Annotated in this window: 14 protein-coding genes and 1 pseudogene; 3 read left to right on the forward strand and 12 right to left on the reverse strand. The window is 70.1% G+C overall.

Annotation, left to right across the window (positions count from 1 at the left end):
* Nucleotides 1–136 precede the first annotated feature (136 nt).
* From JHB91_RS02610 to JHB91_RS02620, 3 genes and pseudogenes are all read left to right on the forward strand, one after another.
* Nucleotides 137–5,044: pseudogene (locus JHB91_RS02610) on the forward strand (NAD-glutamate dehydrogenase domain-containing protein); the annotation flags it as partial.
* A gap of 84 nt (nt 5,045–5,128) precedes the next feature.
* On the forward strand, nt 5,129–5,914 hold the full coding sequence (locus tag JHB91_RS02615) for an NAD kinase (protein ID WP_199471267.1): 786 nt from the start codon (nt 5,129–5,131) through the stop codon (nt 5,912–5,914).
* 71 nt (nt 5,915–5,985) lie between these two features.
* Complete coding sequence (locus JHB91_RS02620; RefSeq protein ID WP_199372723.1) at nt 5,986–6,891, forward strand: 5'-nucleotidase; 906 nt, start codon at nt 5,986–5,988, stop codon at nt 6,889–6,891.
* A gap of 25 nt (nt 6,892–6,916) precedes the next feature.
* Here the strand turns inward: JHB91_RS02620 and JHB91_RS02625 are convergent, their stop codons facing one another.
* The 12 genes from JHB91_RS02625 to JHB91_RS02680 all read right to left on the reverse strand — a co-directional run bounded on the left by JHB91_RS02625 (nt 6,917) and on the right by JHB91_RS02680 (nt 18,174).
* A complete protein-coding gene (locus JHB91_RS02625) occupies nt 6,917–7,462 on the reverse strand; it encodes a DUF2939 domain-containing protein (RefSeq protein ID WP_199471269.1) in 546 nt (181 codons plus the stop codon).
* A 2-nt stretch (nt 7,463–7,464) separates the two neighbouring features.
* Nucleotides 7,465–8,151 (reverse strand): DUF2461 domain-containing protein, encoded by a 687-nt coding sequence (locus JHB91_RS02630; RefSeq protein ID WP_199471271.1) that lies wholly within the window; start codon nt 8,149–8,151, stop codon nt 7,465–7,467.
* Between the two features lie 9 nt (nt 8,152–8,160).
* The gene (gene sbcB, locus JHB91_RS02635) at nt 8,161–9,609 is read right to left on the reverse strand and encodes an exodeoxyribonuclease I (RefSeq protein WP_199471273.1); all 1,449 of its coding nucleotides are present in this window, start codon (nt 9,607–9,609) and stop codon (nt 8,161–8,163) included.
* The gene (locus JHB91_RS02640) at nt 9,609–10,976 is read right to left on the reverse strand and encodes an NAD(P)/FAD-dependent oxidoreductase (RefSeq protein ID WP_343225042.1); all 1,368 of its coding nucleotides are present in this window, start codon (nt 10,974–10,976) and stop codon (nt 9,609–9,611) included. The genes sbcB and JHB91_RS02640 overlap by 1 nt, the downstream gene beginning before the upstream one ends.
* Entirely contained in the window at nt 10,973–12,265 is a 1,293-nt protein-coding gene (kynU, locus tag JHB91_RS02645; RefSeq protein ID WP_199471276.1) for a kynureninase, read from the reverse strand. The genes JHB91_RS02640 and kynU overlap by 4 nt, the downstream gene beginning before the upstream one ends.
* Before the next feature lie 136 nt (nt 12,266–12,401).
* The gene (locus JHB91_RS02650; protein ID WP_199372718.1) at nt 12,402–13,427 is read right to left on the reverse strand and encodes an amidohydrolase family protein; all 1,026 of its coding nucleotides are present in this window, start codon (nt 13,425–13,427) and stop codon (nt 12,402–12,404) included.
* A gap of 10 nt (nt 13,428–13,437) precedes the next feature.
* Entirely contained in the window at nt 13,438–13,986 is a 549-nt protein-coding gene (locus JHB91_RS02655; protein ID WP_199372717.1) for a 3-hydroxyanthranilate 3,4-dioxygenase, read from the reverse strand.
* Complete coding sequence (locus JHB91_RS02660) at nt 13,983–14,420, reverse strand: RidA family protein (protein WP_343225043.1); 438 nt, start codon at nt 14,418–14,420, stop codon at nt 13,983–13,985. Before JHB91_RS02660 ends, JHB91_RS02655 begins: the two co-directional genes overlap by 4 nt.
* Nucleotide 14,421: 1 nt before the next feature.
* Nucleotides 14,422–15,084, reverse strand: a complete 663-nt coding sequence (can, locus tag JHB91_RS02665; RefSeq protein ID WP_199471282.1) for a carbonate dehydratase — start codon at nt 15,082–15,084, stop codon at nt 14,422–14,424.
* A gap of 31 nt (nt 15,085–15,115) precedes the next feature.
* Nucleotides 15,116–16,540, reverse strand: coding sequence for an aldehyde dehydrogenase (locus JHB91_RS02670; protein WP_199471283.1), 1,425 nt, complete (start codon nt 16,538–16,540; stop codon nt 15,116–15,118).
* Between the two features lie 31 nt (nt 16,541–16,571).
* Nucleotides 16,572–17,384, reverse strand: coding sequence for an endonuclease VIII (gene nei, locus JHB91_RS02675; RefSeq protein WP_199471285.1), 813 nt, complete (start codon nt 17,382–17,384; stop codon nt 16,572–16,574).
* Between the two features lie 4 nt (nt 17,385–17,388).
* Nucleotides 17,389–18,174, reverse strand: a complete 786-nt coding sequence (locus JHB91_RS02680) for an SDR family oxidoreductase (RefSeq protein ID WP_199372712.1) — start codon at nt 18,172–18,174, stop codon at nt 17,389–17,391.
* Nucleotides 18,175–18,207: the final 33 nt, after the last annotated feature.

The raw sequence follows: 18,207 nt of genomic DNA on the forward strand, positions 1-18,207 counted from the left end.
ACCCGCCACCCTGGCCCGCGCGAGAGCGCGGGCTTCATTGCATCCAGATACCCACATGACCACTTCGAAGACCGCCATGACCCGCAAATCCGCCGCCCCCGGCAAGCGCACCGCTGGCCGCGACGAGCGCTCGCTGCTTGATCCGATCTTCGCCGCGATCCGCACGCGCGCCGGCAAGGCCAACGCCGATGACGCCAGCGCCTTCGCAAGCGCGTTCTACCTGCGCCTGACCGAGGACGAGCTGCCACTGCACGATGCCGACGGCTGGGCCGCGCTGGCCAACGACTTCCTGGACTTCGCGCGCAAGCGCAAGCCGGGCACGGCCAGCGTGCGGATGTTCAACCCGACCCTGGCGCAGCATGGCTGGGAGTCCGCGCACACCGTCCTGCAGGTCGTGAACGACGACATGCCGTTCCTGGTGGATTCGGTGACCATGGCGCTGGCCGACCTCGGTGTGGGCGTGCACGTGCTCGGCCACCCGGTCCTGCAGGTGCGTCGCGACAAGACGGGCAAGCTGCTGTCGCTGGGCGAGGGCGCCGCGGAGTCGGTGATGCACCTGGAAATCGACCGCCAGGGCGCGGGCGACACCGCGCGCATCGAAGCGGCGGTGCGCGCCGTGCTCGAGGATGTGCGCGCGATCGTGGCCGACTGGGTGCCGATGCGCGAGCGCATGCGCGAGGTCGCCGACGACCTGTGCAAGCGCGCGTTGCCGATCACGCCGGAGGAGTGCGCCGAAGCGCAGGATTTCCTGCGCTGGGCCGCCGATGACCATTTCACGTTCTTCGGCTGCCGCGAATACAAGGTGGTGAAGAAGGGTGGGGAAGAGGTGCTGCAGGCGGTCGAAGGCAGCGGCCTGGGGCTGCTGCGCAGCCGTGACGTGGGCAAGCCGCGCCTGTTGAAGTCGCTTGCCGCGGCCCGACTGCCGCAGTCCGGCGCGGTGGACGCGCTGATCCTGACCAAGACCAACGCGCGCTCGACGCTGCACCGTCCCGGCTACATGGACTACGTCGGCGTTCTGGGTTTCGACAAGGCCGGCAAGCCGGTGTCGGAGCAGCGCTTCCTCGGCCTGTACACGTCCAGCGCCTACAGCTCGCGGCCCTGGGACATCCCGCTGGTCCGCGAGCGCCACGACCATGTCATGCGCGCCTCGGGCCTGGAGCCCGACGGCCACAGCGGCAAGGCGCTCAAGCACATCCTGGAAACGCTGCCCCGCGACGAGCTGTTCCAGTCTTCCGCCGACGAGCTGTACCGGCTGGCGACCGGCATCCTCGGCCTGCAGGAGCGCGTGCGCAGCCGCATGTTCATGCGTCGCGACCGCTATGGCCGCTATTACTCGGCGCTGGTGTACATCCCGCGCGACCGCTTCAACACCGAGGTCCGCCTGCGCATCGAAGCGATGCTCAAGGACGCGCTGCACACCGACCACATCGACACCAGCGTCTCGGTGGGGCAGTCGCCGCTGGCGCAGCTGCACATGCTGGTACGGCCGCGCTCGGGCGAGGCCATCGATGTCGACCTGGCCGCCCTCGAGGGCCGCTTGGCGATGATCGTGCGCAACTGGCAGGACGACCTGCGCGAGACCCTGGTCGGCCGACTTGGCGAGGCCGAGGGCCTGGCCCTGGCCTCCGCCTTCGGCCGCGCGTTGCCGGCGGCGTACATCGAGCGCGCGACGCCCGAGGTGGCCGCCGATGACGCCGAGCACCTGGCCGCGCTGACCGCGCCGGACGACCTTCGCCTGAGCCTGGCGCACGCCCTGCACAGCCAGCCTGGCGAGGGCCAGCTGCGGCTCAAGCTGTATCGCCAGGATGCCGACATCCCGCTGTCCGACGTGCTTCCGGTGATGGAGAACATGGGGCTGCGCGTGATCGCCGAGCATCCCCACCGCTTCGAGATCGCGGCGACCGAAGGCCGCGGTGCGCGTGCCTTCTACGTGCAGGACTTCGAGGTCGATGCCGGGGCCCAGCAGGGCGGCGCTGCGCTGCGTTCCGCCGATTTCGAGGACGCGTTCGCGCGGATCTGGCGCGGAAGCGCCGAGAACGACGGTTTCAATCGCCTGGTGCTCGGTGCCGGCCTGGCCTGGCGCCAGGTCGCCATGCTGCGCGCGTACTGCAAGTACCTGCTGCAGGTCGGCGTACCGTTCTCGCAGACCTATGTCGAAGAGACCCTGGGCCGCTATCCGCTGCTCGCGCGCCTGCTGGTCGAACTGTTCGAAGCACGCTTCCATCCTGCCACCGGCAGCGAGGGCAAGGCCGAGGTGGCTGCCGGCATCGAGCGCCTGGGCGGCGACTTCGACGTGCTGTGCGGTACGGATGGCGAAGCCCGCAAGCTCGTGCAGCCGGTGCTCGACGCGCGCAGGAAGGATCGCGACAGCCAGTACGCGGCGACCCTGTCGGCGCTGAAGGTCCTGCTCGACCGCGTCGCGAGCCTGGACGAGGACCGAATCCTGCGCAGCTTCATGGGCGTGATCGACGCCACCCTGCGCACCAGCTACTACCAGGTCGATGCCGCCGGCGAGGCCAAGGACTACGTCGCGTTCAAGTTCGACTGCGCGCGCGTCCCGGACCTGCCCAAGCCGCGCCCGTACCGCGAGATCTTCGTCTACGGCCCGCGCGTGGAGGGCATCCATCTGCGCTATGGCCCGGTGGCCCGCGGCGGCCTGCGCTGGTCCGACCGCCGCGAGGACTTCCGCACCGAGGTGCTGGGCCTGGTGAAGGCGCAGATGGTCAAGAACACGGTCATCGTGCCGGTCGGTTCGAAGGGCGGCTTCATCGCCAAGCGTCCTCCGGTGGGCGGTGATCGCGACGCGATCCAGGCCGAGGGCGTCGCCTGCTACAAGCAGTTCATCAACGGCCTGCTCGACGTCACCGACAACCTGGTCGAAGGCAAGGTGGTGCCGCCGGTGGACGTGGTGCGCCATGACGGCGACGACGCCTATCTCGTGGTCGCGGCCGACAAGGGCACGGCCACGTTCTCCGACATCGCCAACGGCATCGCGCGCGAGCACGGCTTCTGGCTCGACGACGCGTTCGCCTCCGGCGGCTCCGTCGGCTACGACCACAAGGGCATGGGCATCACCGCGCGCGGCGCGTGGGAGTCGGTCAAGCGCCACTTCCGCGCGCTCGGGCATGACACCCAGTCGCAGGGCTTCACGGTAGCCGGCATCGGCGACATGTCGGGCGACGTGTTCGGCAACGGCATGCTGCTGTCCAAGCACATCCGCCTGGTGGCGGCGATGGACCATCGCCACATCTTCGTGGACCCGGATCCGGACGCCGCGGGTTCGTACAAGGAGCGCCAGCGCCTGTTCAAGGTGCCGCGCTCGAGCTGGGACGATTACGACAAGTCGCTGATCAGCAAGGGTGGCGGCGTGTTCGCGCGCAGCCTGAAGTCGATCCCGGTATCGCCGGAGATGCGCACCGCGCTGGGCCTTGCCGAAGGCGTCACCGCGATGAGCCCGAACGAGCTGATGTCGGCGGTGCTGAAGGCCCCGGTCGACCTGCTCTGGAACGGCGGCATCGGCACCTACGTCAAGGGCGCCACCGAGACCCACGCCGACGTCGGCGACCGCGCCAACAACGCCATCCGCGTCAACGGCGGCGAGCTGCGCTGCCGCGTGGTGGGCGAGGGCGGCAACCTCGGCATGACCCAGCGCGGTCGCATCGAGGCGGCCCAGGCGGGCGTCATCCTCAACACCGACTTCATCGACAACTCGGCGGGCGTGGACACCTCGGACCACGAGGTGAACATCAAGATCCTGCTCAACGCGCAGGTGCAGGCCGGCAAGCTCAAAATCGCCGACCGCAACACGCTGCTCAAGGCGATGACCGATGAGGTCGCCGGCCTGGTGCTGCACGACAACTACCGCCAGAACCAGGCGCTGAGCCTGATGGAACGGATGAGCGTGCCGCGCCTGGGATCCAAGCAGCACTTCATCCGCACCCTCGAGTCGCAGGGCCTCCTCGACCGCCAGATCGAGTTCCTGCCCAGCGATGCCGAGATCGCCGAGCGCAAGGCGCGCAACCAGGGCTTGACCCGCCCGGAGCTGGCCATCCTGCTGTCGTACTCCAAGCTGGTGGCCTTCGAGCAGTTGCTGGATTCCGACATTCCCGAGGATCCCTACCTGTCGCGCGAACTGCAGCGCTACTTCCCGCAGCCGCTGCAGGCCAAGTACGCCAAGGCCATGGAGCAGCACCGCCTGAAGCGCGAGATCATCGCCACCGCGGTCACCAACTCGACCATCAACCGCATGGGCGCCACGTTCCTGCTGCGCATGCAGGAAGACAGCGGGCGCACGCCGGCCGAGGTCGCGAAGGCGTTCACCGTGACCCGCGAGACCATCGAGGCGCGCTCGCTGTGGGCGCAGATCGACGCGCTCGACGGCAAGGTGGCCGAGTCGGTGCAGATCGACGCCCTGCAGGTGATCTGGGCGCTGCAGCGTTCCTTCACCCGCTGGCTGCTGGCGCGACCGGGTGCGCTGCCGACCATCACCAGCGCAGTCGAGCGTTACCACGACGGCTTCCAGGCGATCTACGCCGGCGAGGACATCCTCACCGCCGCGCAGCGCCCGGCCTATGAGCAGTCGCTGGCCGACTGGCGCGCCAAGGGCGTGCCGGCCGAGCTCGGCGGCAAGCTCGCGGCCCTGCCGTACCTGGAGGCCAGCCCCGACATCATCGAGCTGGCGCGCGAGCGCAAGCGCAAGCCGGTGGAGGTCGCCCGCGTGCACTTCCGCCTCGCCGATGCACTCGACCTGCCGTGGCTGGTCAAGCAGATCGACGCCCTGGTCGTGGATGGCCGCTGGCACGCGGTCGCCCACGGCGCGCTGCGCGACGAGCTGGCGACCCAGCACCGCGCGCTGGTGGGCCAGGTGTTGTCGATGCCCGCTCGCGACGCCGACGCCAAGGTCGCGCAGTGGCTGGCCCGCGACGATGCGGCGTTGAAGTTCACGCTGGGCATGCTGTCCGAACTGGCGGCGCAGAAGACGCTGGATTATCCGACCGCCTCGGTCGCAGTCCGGAGGCTTGCCCAGCTGGCGAGCGCCGGCTGAGGCCAGTGCGGATCTCCCTCCCCCGCAACGTGGGGGAGGGAGGGCATTCGCGTTTCCATGCGAGGCGGGCGGTATGCTTGAGGCATGACCGGAACGCCCCGCATCGCCTTTCTCGCCAGCCAGACGGCCGACGCACAGCAGGCCCTGGCGCAGCTGACCTCACGGCACGGGCAACATGCGCCCGACGAAGCCGACATCATCTGCGCGCTCGGCGGCGACGGCTTCATGCTGCAGACGCTGCATCGCCATGGTGCGCTGGGCAAGCCGGTGTACGGCTTGAAGCTCGGCAGCGTCGGCTTCCTGATGAACCACCATCACGGCAACGATGGCGTCGTGCCCGACCTGATGGTCCGCCTGCAGGCTGCCGAACCGGCCGTCCTGAGGCCGCTGGAAATGGTGGCGGCCACCGAGTCCGGCGCAAGCGTCGGCTCATTGGCCTACAACGAGGTGTCGTTGCTGCGCCAGACGCGCCAGGCGGCGCACGTCGCCATCGAGCTCAACGGCCAGGTGCGGCTGGACGAGCTGGTCTGCGACGGCGTGATGGTCGCGACGCCCGCCGGCAGCACCGCCTACAACTATTCCGCGCACGGGCCCATCCTCCCGCTTGGCTCGAGCGTGGTGGCGCTCACGCCGATCGCGCCGTTCCGGCCCCGGCGCTGGCGCGGTGCATTGCTGAAAGCCGACACCCTGGTGCGCTTCCGCGTGCTTGACCCCTACAAGCGCCCGGTCAGCGCCACCGCGGATTCGCACGAGGTGCGCGACGTGGTCGAGGTCACCATCCAGGAATCGCGCGAGCGCACGGTGACCCTGCTGTTCGATCCCGAGCACAACCTGGAAGAACGCATCCTCAGCGAGCAGTTCGAGGCCTGAGCGCGGCCCTCGCGCGCGGCCCGCGGTTCCCGGTCTCGCGTCCTGCGACCGCGCTCGCGCATACTGCCGGCATGCCATCCAACGTGCTTCCGCCGCTCACCGTCGCCATTTCCTCGCGCGCCCTGTTCGACCTGGAGGACAGCCACGCGCTGTTCGAGCGCGACGGCATCGAGGCCTACGCCGAACACCAGCGCGCCAACGAGGACGAGATCCTCGAGCCCGGCATCGCCTTCCCGCTGGTGCGCAAGCTGCTGGGGCTCAACGAGGGCGTGGCGCCGGACGCGCCGCGGGTCGAGGTGATCCTGCTCTCGCGCAACTCCGCCGATACCGGCCTGCGCATCTTCAACGCCATCCAGCACCACGGCCTGGCGATCTCGCGCGCCACGTTCACCTCGGGGGAGCCCACCTGGCCCTACATCCGCCCGTTCGGCGCGCAGCTGTTCCTGTCGGCCAATCCCGATTCGGTGCGCGCGGCGCTGGAAAACGGCGTGGCCGCGGCGACCATCCTCCCGGCCAAGGCGCCGGCACACCGCCACGACCAGCTGCGCATCGCCTTCGATGGCGACGCGGTGATCTTCGGCGACGAGGGCGAGCGTGTGTCGCGCGAAGGGGGCATCGAGGCCTTCCACCGGCACGAGCAGGAGCGCGCACGCGAGGCGCTGTCGGGCGGGCCGTTCCGCGGCTTCCTCGATGCGCTGCACCACCTGCAGGCGGCGTATCCGCCTGGAGAAGCCTCGCCGATCCGCACCGCGCTGGTCACCGCGCGCTCTGCGCCCGCGCATGAGCGCGTGATCCGCACGCTGCGCGAGTGGGGCGTGCGCCTGGACGAGGCGCTGTTCCTGGGCGGTCGCGCCAAGGGTCCGTTCCTGGACGTGTTCGGCGCGGACATCTTCTTCGACGACTCGCAGCACAACATCGAGTCGGCGCGCCAGCACGTCACTACCGGGCACGTGCCGCACGGGGTTTCCAACGCCTGACGTGTTCAGGCCTGTCGCGGGAGGCTCACTCCGGCAGGCGGATATCCGACAGCTTCCACTGCAGCCCCTGCCGTGTCAGCACGAACACCACATCGTTTCCGTCCGCGCCGGCCACGGTAGCGGTGAAGCGCGATGGCGACTCGAAGCGGTGGCGCGGGTCGGGCAGCGGCTCCGATTGTCCCGTGGTATCGCGGCGCGACGGCGGCGCGATGCCGCTGGCGCGGTTCCAGGTCTTGCGGCCTTCCATCAACGCGCCCAGCCCGGCCGGCGTGACCATGGCATCGACCAGGCCACCGGCGAGGCCGGTGGCGATGCGCAGCCCGAATGCTCCGAACGGATCGGCCTGCATGCCCGCGCCCGCCTCGCGGACGATGCGGTCCTGCAGCTGCAGCTTCAGGCTTGCACGCAGCGCAGGAAAATCGACCTGGCGCGCCAATGCGCCGGCGTCCTCGGTCTTCACCGCGTCGCGGATCGCGGCGATCGTGCGGTAGGGCCCGCTGGCCACCCACGCCAGCAGCGCGGCCAGCACCACGCACACGAGGATGATCCAGCGGCTGTTGGTCTTCGCCATGTTCAGAACTCCAGGTCCAGGGACGCGCACAGGTAGTCGACGAACGGGGCCAGCGCCTGCAGGTCCTTCGCCAGCACCGAGCGCAGGCGCGGACCGGTCATGGTGGCGTCGTCGATCGCGCGCGAGGCCACGAAGTTCTTGTGGCGCAGGTCGTCGAGGAACGGGAAATCCTCGGGGAAGCCACGCGGCGGGCGCACCAGCATCTCTTCTTCCTCCAGCGCGAAGCGGCGCTTGAACGCCGGTGCGTGCGCGGCGGCTTGCCAGCTGCCCGGGTTGTCGACGATGAACTGGCGGATGCGGCGCAGGGTTGCGGTTTCCGGGTGCCACAGGCCGGCGCCGATGAAGCTGTTGCCGGGCTGCAGGTGCAGGTAGAACGAGGGCGCGGCGGTCTCGCGGCTGCGCGCGTGGAACAGGCGCGCGCCCTGCCAGCCCTTGTACGGCGACTTGTCGTTGGCAAAGCGCGTGTCGCGCTGGATGCGGAACAGCGAGCCTCCGACCGCGCGCGGCTCGGCGCGGTAGTGCGCGCTGACCGTCAGCAGGTCGGGCTGCAGGTCCACCAGGAGGCGGCGGAACGGGTCGCGCACCTCGGCCTCGTACACGTGCTTGTTGGCCTGGAACCAGGTGCGCTCGTTGTGGCGCGCCAGGTTGCGCAGGAAGCGCAGGCTCTTGTCGCTGAAATAGCTGGCCATCGTCGGTCCTCAGGCGGCGGGCAGGGTGGCGGCGATGTCACGGCCCCAGGCGTCGAGCTGGTCGAGCAGGCCCAGATCGCGGGCGTTGCCGGCGCGCTCGACGCGCAGGCGCGCGATCTCGGTCTCGAACTGCGCCAGGTTGACCTCGCCCAGCCCGGCGTCGTCGAACAGGCGCCGGCGCCGGTAGTCGTCCCAGCGCGCGCGCTCACCGGCGTCAAGCGTCTCCGGCCAATTGCGGGCGCGGTAGCGGAACAGCAGCTCCGCCAGGCGCGGGTCCTGGAAGCCGAAGTCGCGCGCACCCAGCGCCGCGGGCCGCGTGGCGCGCACATCGCCGCAGCGGCGCTTGTCGCCATCGCCCATGAAGCCGTCGTAGATCGCGGCGTCGACGTCGGTCGGCGCGTACGCGCGTTCGCGGGCATAGACCTGGCGGACTTTCTCGGCGATCGCCGGGCCGTGGGCGCGGATGCGCGCGGCACGCGCTTCCACCGTCGCCGGGTCGATCGCCAGGCGCGTGAAGTCGGCAGTGCGCAGGTGGTCCCACTGCACCAGCGCCGGGCAGCGGTTGAGGTGGACTTCCTTCAGCGGAACGCGCGCGATGCCTTCGGGCAGATCGGCGGCACGCACGTACAGACGCTCGGCGATGGTGTCCGGGTCGAGGTCGAGCAGGGCGTCGGGTTCGGCGTCCAGGTCGAACACGATCACCCGGCTGTCGATCTGCGGATGGCGCGCGAGTGGCAGCACCGCGGCGGCGCACAGGCGGGTTGCCGGATAGCGCTGCGAGACGTGCAGCACCGGCGTCATCGCGAAGGTATCGAGCAGGGTCGCGACATGGCGCTTGTCGCGCAGGCGCAGCGCGTAGTCCCACAGGCGCGGCTGCGCGCCGCGGAACAGGCGTGCGATGCCGATCAATGCGCGCACGTCGGACAGCGCTTCGTGGGCGTCGCCGACGCGCACGTCGTTGGCCGCGGCCAGGTGTTCGAGGCGGAAGGACGTGGCGCCGTCCTCGCGTGCCGGCCACTGCAGTCCGTCCGGGCGCAGGGCATGCCACAGGCGCATCACGTCCAGCAGGTCCCAGCGCGAATTGCCGCCGCGCCATTCGCGCTCATAGGGATCGTGGAAGTTGCGATACAGGCCGCAGCGGATGAACTCGTCGTCGAAGCGCAGCGAGTTGTAACCCAGCGTGCAGGTCCCCGGCCGCGCCATCTCGTCCATGATCCGCGAGAAGGCTTCGGCCTCCGGCAATCCGGCCTGCAGCGCGTGCTGCGGCGTGATGCCGGTGACGAGCGTGGCGCCGGGCGACGGCAGCAGGTCGTCGGCGGGCCGCACCATGATGTCGATCGGGTCCTCGATCTGCTCCAGCGCTTCGTTGGTGCGGATCGCCGCGAACTGCGCGATGCGCGTGCGCCGCGGGTCGGTGCCGAAGGTTTCCAGGTCGTAGAACAGGAAGCTGGCCGCCATCAGGCCGCGTCCTCCAGCGGCTCGAGCAGCGCCAGCACGGCCGCGTCCGCCGCGCCCCAGTCGATGCCGTCGAGGGAGGCGTGGCCATGCGTGGCCGCCTCCAGGATGCCGCGCTGGACTTCGCTGCGCGCCAGCGCCAGCGAGTAGGGGATGCGCATGAACGTCACCATGGCGTAGTGCGGGATGAAGCGCTGCGGATGGCGCGCCTGCAGCGCCAGTTCGAGCTGGCGCTGCAACAGGAAGTCCGGATCGTCGACCAGGTCGCGCATCTCGATGTAGTTGTCCAGCGCCATGCGCTGGATCGCGGTCGCGTCCGGCTTGCGGCCGGCTTCGAACGTCGCGTACGCGGTGGACAGGTTCGCATCGGCGTCGAGCGCCTGCGCGAGCGCCACGCAGTCCTCGAACGCGCAGTTCATGCCCTGGCCGTGGAACGGCACCATGGCGTGCGCGGCATCGCCGATCAGCACCGCGTCGCCCCCCTGGTGCCAACGGTCAAGGTACAGCGTGCCCAGCGTGCCGACCGGGTTGGCCTCGAAATCGTGTTCCAGCGCGGGGATCAGCGGCAGCGTGTCGGCGAAGTCGCGCGCGAACAGCGCACGCGCATCGGCCGCGGTGGCCACGCTGTCGAAATCGGGGTCGCCGCTGTCGTCGGCGTGCAACGCCATGAACAGGGTCACCGTGAAGGTGCGCTCGTCATTGGGCAGGGCGATGCACATGTAGCGGCCGCGCGGCCAGATGTGCAGCGCATTGGGCTCGATGCGGAAGCCACCGTCGGCGGCCGGCGGAATTTCCAGCTCCTTGTAGCCGTGGCCGAGCCATTCGGTGCGTTCGCCAAGCGCGCGTCGCGCGTCCATCAGGCCACGCAGCGTCGAGCCGGCGCCGTCGCAGCCGATGAGCGTGTGGAAGGGGTGGCGGTGCTCGGCGAGGTCGCCGCGATAGGTCGCCACGCGCGCGTCGAAATCCACGCTGTCCAGGCGGCGGTCGAAGTGCAGCACGGCACCGGCGGCTTCGGCGGCATCGATCAACGTGATGTTGAGCTCGCCGCGGCTCACCGACCAGATCACCTCACTGTCGTCGCGGCCGTAGCGCTGCAGCTGCGGCTCGCCCTCGAGCGGATGGACCATGCGCCCGCGCATCATCACCGCCTGGCGCAGCACCGCGCCGTCGGCGTCGGCGGCGCGCAGCGCGTGCAGGCCGCGTTCGGCCAGCGCCAGGTTGATCGAGCGCCCGCCGGCGAATCCGTGCACGCGCGGATCGCCGCGACGCTCGAACACGTCGACGCGCCAGCCGCGCTGGGCGAGCAGCGTGGCCATCAGCGCGCCGGCAAGGCCCGCGCCGATGATCGTGGCGTGCCTGGCGGCGTTCACGCCTTGGCCTCCCGCCACTCCACCACCTCGCGGACGAAGCGCAGCACGTCGGCGTGGGTGTTGTACATCGGCGCCGGCGAAATGCGGATCACGTCCGGCTCGCGCCAGTCGCCGACCACGCCGTTGGCGGACAGGTGCTCGAACAGCGAGCGCCCGGCGTCGCGGCCCTGCATGCCGCGGCCCTGAAGCACGCGCAGCGACAGCTGCGCACCGCGGCGTTGCGGTTCGCGCGGCGTGGCGATGCACAGCGTATCGGCGAGCTGCGCGTCGATCAGCGCCTCCAGGTAACCGGTGAGCGCTTCGGACTTCGCGCGCAGCGCCTCCATGCCGGCGCGATCGAACAGCTCCAGCGAGCCGCGCAGCGGCGCCAGGCCGAGGATCGGCGGATTGCTGAGCTGCCAGCCGTCGGCGCCGGGCGTGGGCTTGAACCCGGGCGCCATGCGGAAGCGCGAGGCTTCCTCGTGGCCCCACCAGCCGGCAAAGCGCGGGCGGTCGGTCTCTGCGTGGCGTGCATGCACGAAGCAGCCGGCAACCGCGCCTGGCCCGGCGTTGAGGTACTTGTAATGGCACCAGACCGCGAAGTCGGCGCCGCTGTCGTGCAGCTGCAGCGGCAGGTTGCCGGCGGCATGCGCGAGGTCGAAGCCCACCACCGCGCCGGCGGCGTGGCCGAGCCGCGTGATCTCGGCGAGGTCGAAGGCCTGGCCGCTGCGGTACTGCACGCCCGGCCACAGCACCAGCGCGAGCCGCGGGCCATGTTCGGTGATGGCGCGTTCGATGGCCGCCATCGAGAAGCGGCCCTCCGGCTCGTCCGGCGCCAGCTCGATCAGGTCGCGCGCCGGGTCGAAGCCGTGGAAACGCAGCTGTGACTCAAGCGCGTAGCGATCCGACGGGAACGCGCCGGCCTCCATCAGGATCGCGGGACGCTCGCGCGTCGGCCGGTAGAAGCTCACCAGCATCAGGTGCAGGTTGGCGGTGAGCGAGTTCATCGCCACCACCTCGGACGGCTCGGCGCCGACCACCCGCGCCAGGCCGTCTCGCACCAGCGCGTGGTAGGGCATCCACTGCGTGGTGCCGGTGAAATGCGCCTCCACCGCCTCGGCGGCCCACTTGTCGAGCACGTCCAGCACATGGCCCCGCGCCGCCCTCGGCTGCAGGCCCAGTGAATTGCCACAGAAGTACGCCTGCTCGCGCCCGTCGTGGCGCGGGATCATGAACTCGTCGCGCAGCGCCCGCAGCGGGTCGGCCTCATCGAGCGCAAGCGCATGGTTGTCGGTGTACAGGTCTGTCATGAATTGGAAGCCTTTTTTTGCCACGGATCACGCGGATAAGAGCAGATAGGTCAGTCGCTGCGGGCGGAGCGCGGCCACGTCAGATCCTTCGATTCTGATCCGCGTAATCCGCGAAAATCCGTGGCCAAAGTGCTCTTCATGCAAACCTCGACGCGGGCAGGCCGAGCCATTCGAGCGCGGTGCCGCTGAACAGGCGCGCCTTGCCCGCGGCGTCGAGGTCGAGGGCGTCGATGCCGGCGCCGGGCACCTGTTCGCCGAGCGGGAAGGGGTAGTCGGTGCCCAGCATCACGCGGTCGACGCCGCAGGTGTCGAGCAGGTACTGCAGCGCGCGGCTGTCGGCGACCCAGGAATCGAAATAGAGCCGCGACAGGTACTCGCGCGGATTGCGCGGATTGTCGGTGGCGACGAGATCGGGGCGCATGTTGAAGCCGTGCTCGATGCGGCCGATGGTGTACGGGAAGCTGCCGCCGCCGTGCGCCATGCAGATCTTCAGCTTCGGCAGCCGCTCCAGCACGCCGCCGAACACCAGCGAGCAGGCCGCACGCGACTGTTCCGCCGGCATGCCCACCAGCCACGGCAGCCAGTACTTGGGCATGGTGTCGGTGCCCATCATGTCCCAGGGATGCACCAGGATCGCCGCACCCAGGTCGGCGGCGGCCTCGAAGAACGGGAACAGCTCCGGCGCGTCCAGGTTCCAGTGCGTACCGTCGGCCAGCTGGATGTGCGAGCCGATCTGCACGCCCTGCAGGCCGAGCTCGTCCATGCAGCGCTCGAGTTCCTGCACCGCCAGCCGCGGCGACTGCAGCGGCACCGTGCCGATGCCGGCGTAGTGGCGCGGGTGCGCGCGGCAGGTCGCGGCCATGTGGTCGTTGAGCGCCATGTGCAGTTCCAGCGCCTGGTTGGGCTTCGCCCAGTAGCTGAACATCATCGGCACGGTGCTGATCACCTGCACCTGCACGCCGAAGCGCGCGTAGTCGTCGATGCGCTCCTGCGCATCCCAGGTCTTCGACCAGATCTCGCGGAAGAAGCGTCCATCCTTGTAGATGCGGTGGCGGCCGTCATCGGTGTGGTGGAGCACCGGGAAGCGCTCGTCGCCGTACTTGCGCGCGAGGTCCGGCCAGTCGCGCGGCAGGTAGTGGGCGTGGATGTCGATCTTCAGCATCGCGCGCGCCTCACGTGATGTCGGCCTGCGAATCGGCCTGCATCTCGTAGCGCGTCGGCCGCGGGTTGAGATGCCCGCAGGCCTTGCAGGTGCGCAGCGCCTCGCTGCGGTAGAAGGTCTCGAACACGCGGAAGAAGTCCTGTTCGATGTCCTCGAGATGGAAGAACTCCTCGTAGACCTTCTCGTTGCACTGTTCGCAGAACCACATGAGGCCGTCGTCCTCGTGTGGCAGGCGCTTGCGCTCGATCACCAGGCCGATCGAGCCCTCCGCCCGCTGCGGGGAGTGCGGCACGCGCGGCGGCAGCAGGAAGGTCTCGCCGGCGCGGATCGGGATGTCGCGCACGCGGCCGTCCTCCTGGATGCGCAGCACCATCTCGCCTTCCAGCTGGTGGAACCACTCCGGGCCATCCTCGAAGTGGTAATCGGTGCGTGCGTTCGGTCCGCCCACCACCATCACGATGAAGTCGCCGTCGTAGATGCACTTGTTGCCGACGGGCGGCTTCAGCAGGTGGCGGTTGTCCTCGATCCACTGCCTGAAATTGAGCGGTGCGGGAATCATGGCCGGGCTCCCTGGATGGCGGCGACGCATTTCAGTTCGATCGCGATCGGCGTCGGCAGCGCGGTGATGCCGAGCGTGGTGCGGCACGGGGCGGTGGCCGGGTCCGGGAAGTGCTCGGCCCAGACCGCGTTGTAGGCCTTGAAGTCGCGCGCCATGTCGGTGAGGTAGACGGTGACGTCGACCAGGTCCTCCCAGCGCGCACCGCTGGCCTCGAGCACGGCGCGCACGTTGGCGAACACGGCGCGTGCCTGCGCCGCGATGTCGTAGCTGCGCACGCGTCCATCGGCGAAATAGTCGTTGCCGGGGATGGCGTCGCTCGCAGGGTCGCGCGGGCCGATGCCGGACAGGAACAGCAACCCACCGACACGGCGCGCATGCGGATACGCGCCGACCGGCTTCGGCGCGGCGTCGGTGTGGACTGTGGTGCCGCCCACCTCAGCGGTCCTCGCGGTCGTCGCGGATGCGCTCGACCGCCGGGTCGTACTGCTCGGGCAGCGCCGTGGGCGAGTCGATCGACAGGCCCAGATCATGCACGCGGCCATTGCGCAGCGAGTACACCCAGGCGTGCAGCGCGAGCTTCTGGCCGCGCGCCCAGGCTTCGCGCACCACGGTCGATTCGGCGACGTTGATCATCTGCTCCAGCGCGTTGAGTTCGCACAGGCGGTCGTGGCGGATGGCGTGGTCATCAAGGTCCTCGATGATCGCGCGGTGCTTGTGCTTGACGTCCTTGACGTGGCGGATCCAGTTGTCGGCCAGGCCCACCCGCTGGCCGTCGAGCGCGGCGCCCACGCCGGCGCAGCCGTAGTGGCCGACCACCAGGATGTGTTCCACCTCGAGCACGTCGATGGCGTACTGGATCACCGACAGGCAGTTGAGGTCGGTGTGCACCACCACGTTGGCCACGTTGCGGTGCACGAACACCTCGCCCGGCGCCATGTCGATGATCTGGTTGGCCGGCACGCGCGAGTCGGAGCAGCCGATCCACAGGTACTTCGGCTTCTGGATTCTGGACAGGCGGGTGAAGAATCCGGGGTCCTCGGCCTCGACGCGTTCGGCCCAGACGCGGTTGCGTTCGAGGAGGTCGTGCATTCTGTGCATGGCGGTTCCGTGGTGCTGTGTCGTATGTCGGTCAGCGCGCGATGCAGACGTTGCGCGCCTCGGTGAAGAAACGCATGGCGTCGTCGCCGCCTTCGCGGCCCAGGCCGGACTGGCCCATGCCGCCGAACGGCGTGCGCAGGTCGCGCATCAGCCAGGTGTTGATCCAGACGATGCCGCAGCGCAGCTCGGCGCCGAAGCGGTGCGCGCGCGCGAGGTCGCGCGTCCAGACCGACGCGGCCAGGCCATAGTCGCCGGCATTGGCCAGCGCCAGCGCCTGGTCGTCGCTGTCGAACGGTTGCAGCGTGGCGACGGGTCCGAAGATCTCCTCGCGGTTGCTGGCGCAGTCGGGGCCGAGGCCTTCGACCAGAGTCGGCGCCACGAACCAGCCGGGCCGGTCGAGCGCGCCGCCACCGCAAAGCACGCGGCCGCCTTCTTCGCGCGCGCGTTCGAGCGCCGCGACCACCTTGTCGAAGTGCGCCTGCGACACCAGCGGGCCGATGCGCGCATCGCTGTCCATCGGGTCGCCGACGCGCAGCGCGAGCACGCGCTCCAGCAGCGCGTCGCGGAACGCCGCGTAGATCGGTCGCTCCACCAGGATGCGCGAGCCGCACAGGCAGATCTGCCCGCTGTTCTGGAACGCCGAACGCACGATGGTGTCGAGCTGGTCCTGCCAGTCGCTGTCGGCGAACACCAGCGTCGGGTTCTTGCCGCCGAGCTCCAGCGAGAGCTTCTTCAGCAGTGGCGCGGCGATGCCGGCGATGCGCCGCCCGACCGCGGTGCTGCCGGTGAACGACACCGCCTTGACAGACGGGTGGCCGACGATGGCTTCGCCGACCGCCGGTCCCAGGCCATGCACCACGTTGAGCACGCCGGCCGGAAAACCGATCTCCGCCGCCAGTTCGCCAAGCATGGTCGCCGTGGCAGGCGTCACCTCCGAGGGTTTGGCGACCACGGTGTTGCCGGCCGCCAGCGCCGGCGCGATCTTCCAGGTGAACAGGTACAGCGGCAGGTTCCAGGGCGAGATGGTGCCGACCACGCCCAGCGGCTGGCGCAGCGTGTAGTTCAGCCCGGCTTCGCCGTGGTGCGACTCGCTGCCGAACTGCGTGGCCGCGTGCGCGAAGAAGCGCAGGTTGGACACGGCACGCGGGATCTCGGCATCGCGCGCCAGCGCGAACGGCTTGCCTCCGTCACGCGCTTCGGCGTGGGCGAAGTCGTCGAGCCGCGCTTCGAGCGCGTCGGCCAGGCGCTCCAGCCAGAGCGAGCGCTCGCTGTTGCGCAGCGCCGCCCAGGCGGGGAATGCCGCGCTGGCCGCGGCCACGGCGGCGTCCACGTCGGCGGTGTCGCCATCGGCGACCTCGGCGTAGGCCTGGGCTGTCGCAGGCTCGAAGACCTGGCGCCAGGCACCGCTGGCGGCCGCGCGCGTGGCGCCGTTGATGACGTGTCCGAAGCGTCGCATCCGCCAAGCTTAACCGCCGGCCGGTCGATCGTCAGTGTTGGCAGCGTGGACAGAGGTACAGCCGCCGCGCGCCCGCCTCGATGCGCGTGATCGCGCCGCCGCAGGTGGGGCAGGGCTGGTCCTGGCGGTCGAAGACACGGAAGCGGAAGCCTTCGGGCGAGTCGGTGAGGTAATCGTCGCGCATGCCGCGCGCCGGCTCGATGCCGCGGGTGGCGTAGCTCAGGCGCGGGATCGCCAGCAGCGCATCGGCAAGGCGCATGAGCGCGGCGGCGTCGAGATCGCGCGGCCGCCGCGACGGATGGAGGCCCGCGGCGAACAGCACCTCGGAGCGCAGGTAGTTGCCCATGCCGGCCAGGAAGCCCTGGTCGAGCAGCAGGCCGCCGAGCGCACGGCCCTGGAACGGCTGCGAGCCGAGGCGCGCGGCGACGGTGGCGGCATCGAGCGTCGGGTCGAGGACATCCGGCCCGAGGCTGCGCAGGAACGGATGCGATTCGATGGCGTCGCTGCGCCACATCGACACGTCGGACGCCGAGTACAGGAGGATCGCCCGGTCGGCGGTCTCCAGCGCCACGCGCAGCGAGCGACGGGTGTCCGGGCGCTCGCCGGCGGCGACCACCTTCCATACGCCGTACAGCTGGTTGTGGCTGTACAGCGTCCAGCCGTGGTCGAAGCGCGTGAGCAGGGCCTTTCCGCGGGGCTCGATGGATGCGATGCACTGCCCGGGCAGCGCGGCTTCGAAGTGCTTCAGCGCCGGGAACGCAAACCAGACATGCAGCAGTGGTGCGCCGGCGACCGCCGCGGCCAGTCGATCGGCGGCGCGGCGGATCTCCGGGCCTTCCGGCATGGCCTCAGATGGACGCCATGCGGCCGCCGTCCACGGCAAGGCTGACGCCGTTGACGTAGGCGGCCGCCGGCGAGCACAGGAAGGCGATCACGCCGCCGGTCTCGTCGGCGGTGGCGAAGCGGCGCGCCGGGATGGCGCCCTCCATCTCGCGGCGGATGGCGTCCTCGTCGCGGCCTTCATTGGCGGCGCGGTCGCGCACGATCTGGCGGATGCGCCCGGTCTCGGTGAAACCCGGCAGCACGTTGTTCACGGTGATGCCCTCGGGCGCGAGCTCGCGCGACAGGGTCTTGGCCCACGACGCCACGGCGCCGCGAGTGGTGTTGGACACGCCCAGCCCGGCGATCGGCTCGCGCACCGAGGTCGAGACCACGTTGACGATGCGGCCCCAGCGCGCCGCGCGCATGCCGGGAAGGACCGCTTGCAACAGCACCTGGTTGGCGAGCACGTGGCGGCGGAAGGCGTCCTCGAGCGCGTCCAGCGCGGCGGCCTGCAGCGGTCCGCCCGGCGGGCCGCCGGTGTTGTTGACCAGGATGTGCACCGGGCGCGTCGCGACCACGGACGCCACGGCAGTGCGCAGGCCTTCGGTATCGGCGCTATCGGCCACGACCAGCCCATGGCTGCGGCCGTCGCCACCGGCCAGCGCGCCGACGACCTCGCGCAGTGCGTCTTCGCGACGGGCGAGCACGGTCACGCTGGCCCCCAGCGCGGCCAGCTCGATCGCCGTCGCGCGGCCGATGCCTTCGGAGGCGCCGCAGACCAGTGCGTGGCGGCCGTTGAGGTTCAGGTCCATGGCGGTGGCTCCTTGTGGCTGGGGTGGTGTGGT

The sequence above is a fragment of the Luteimonas sp. MC1828 genome (assembly GCF_016461615.1).
Lineage (GTDB): Bacteria > Pseudomonadota > Gammaproteobacteria > Xanthomonadales > Xanthomonadaceae > Luteimonas.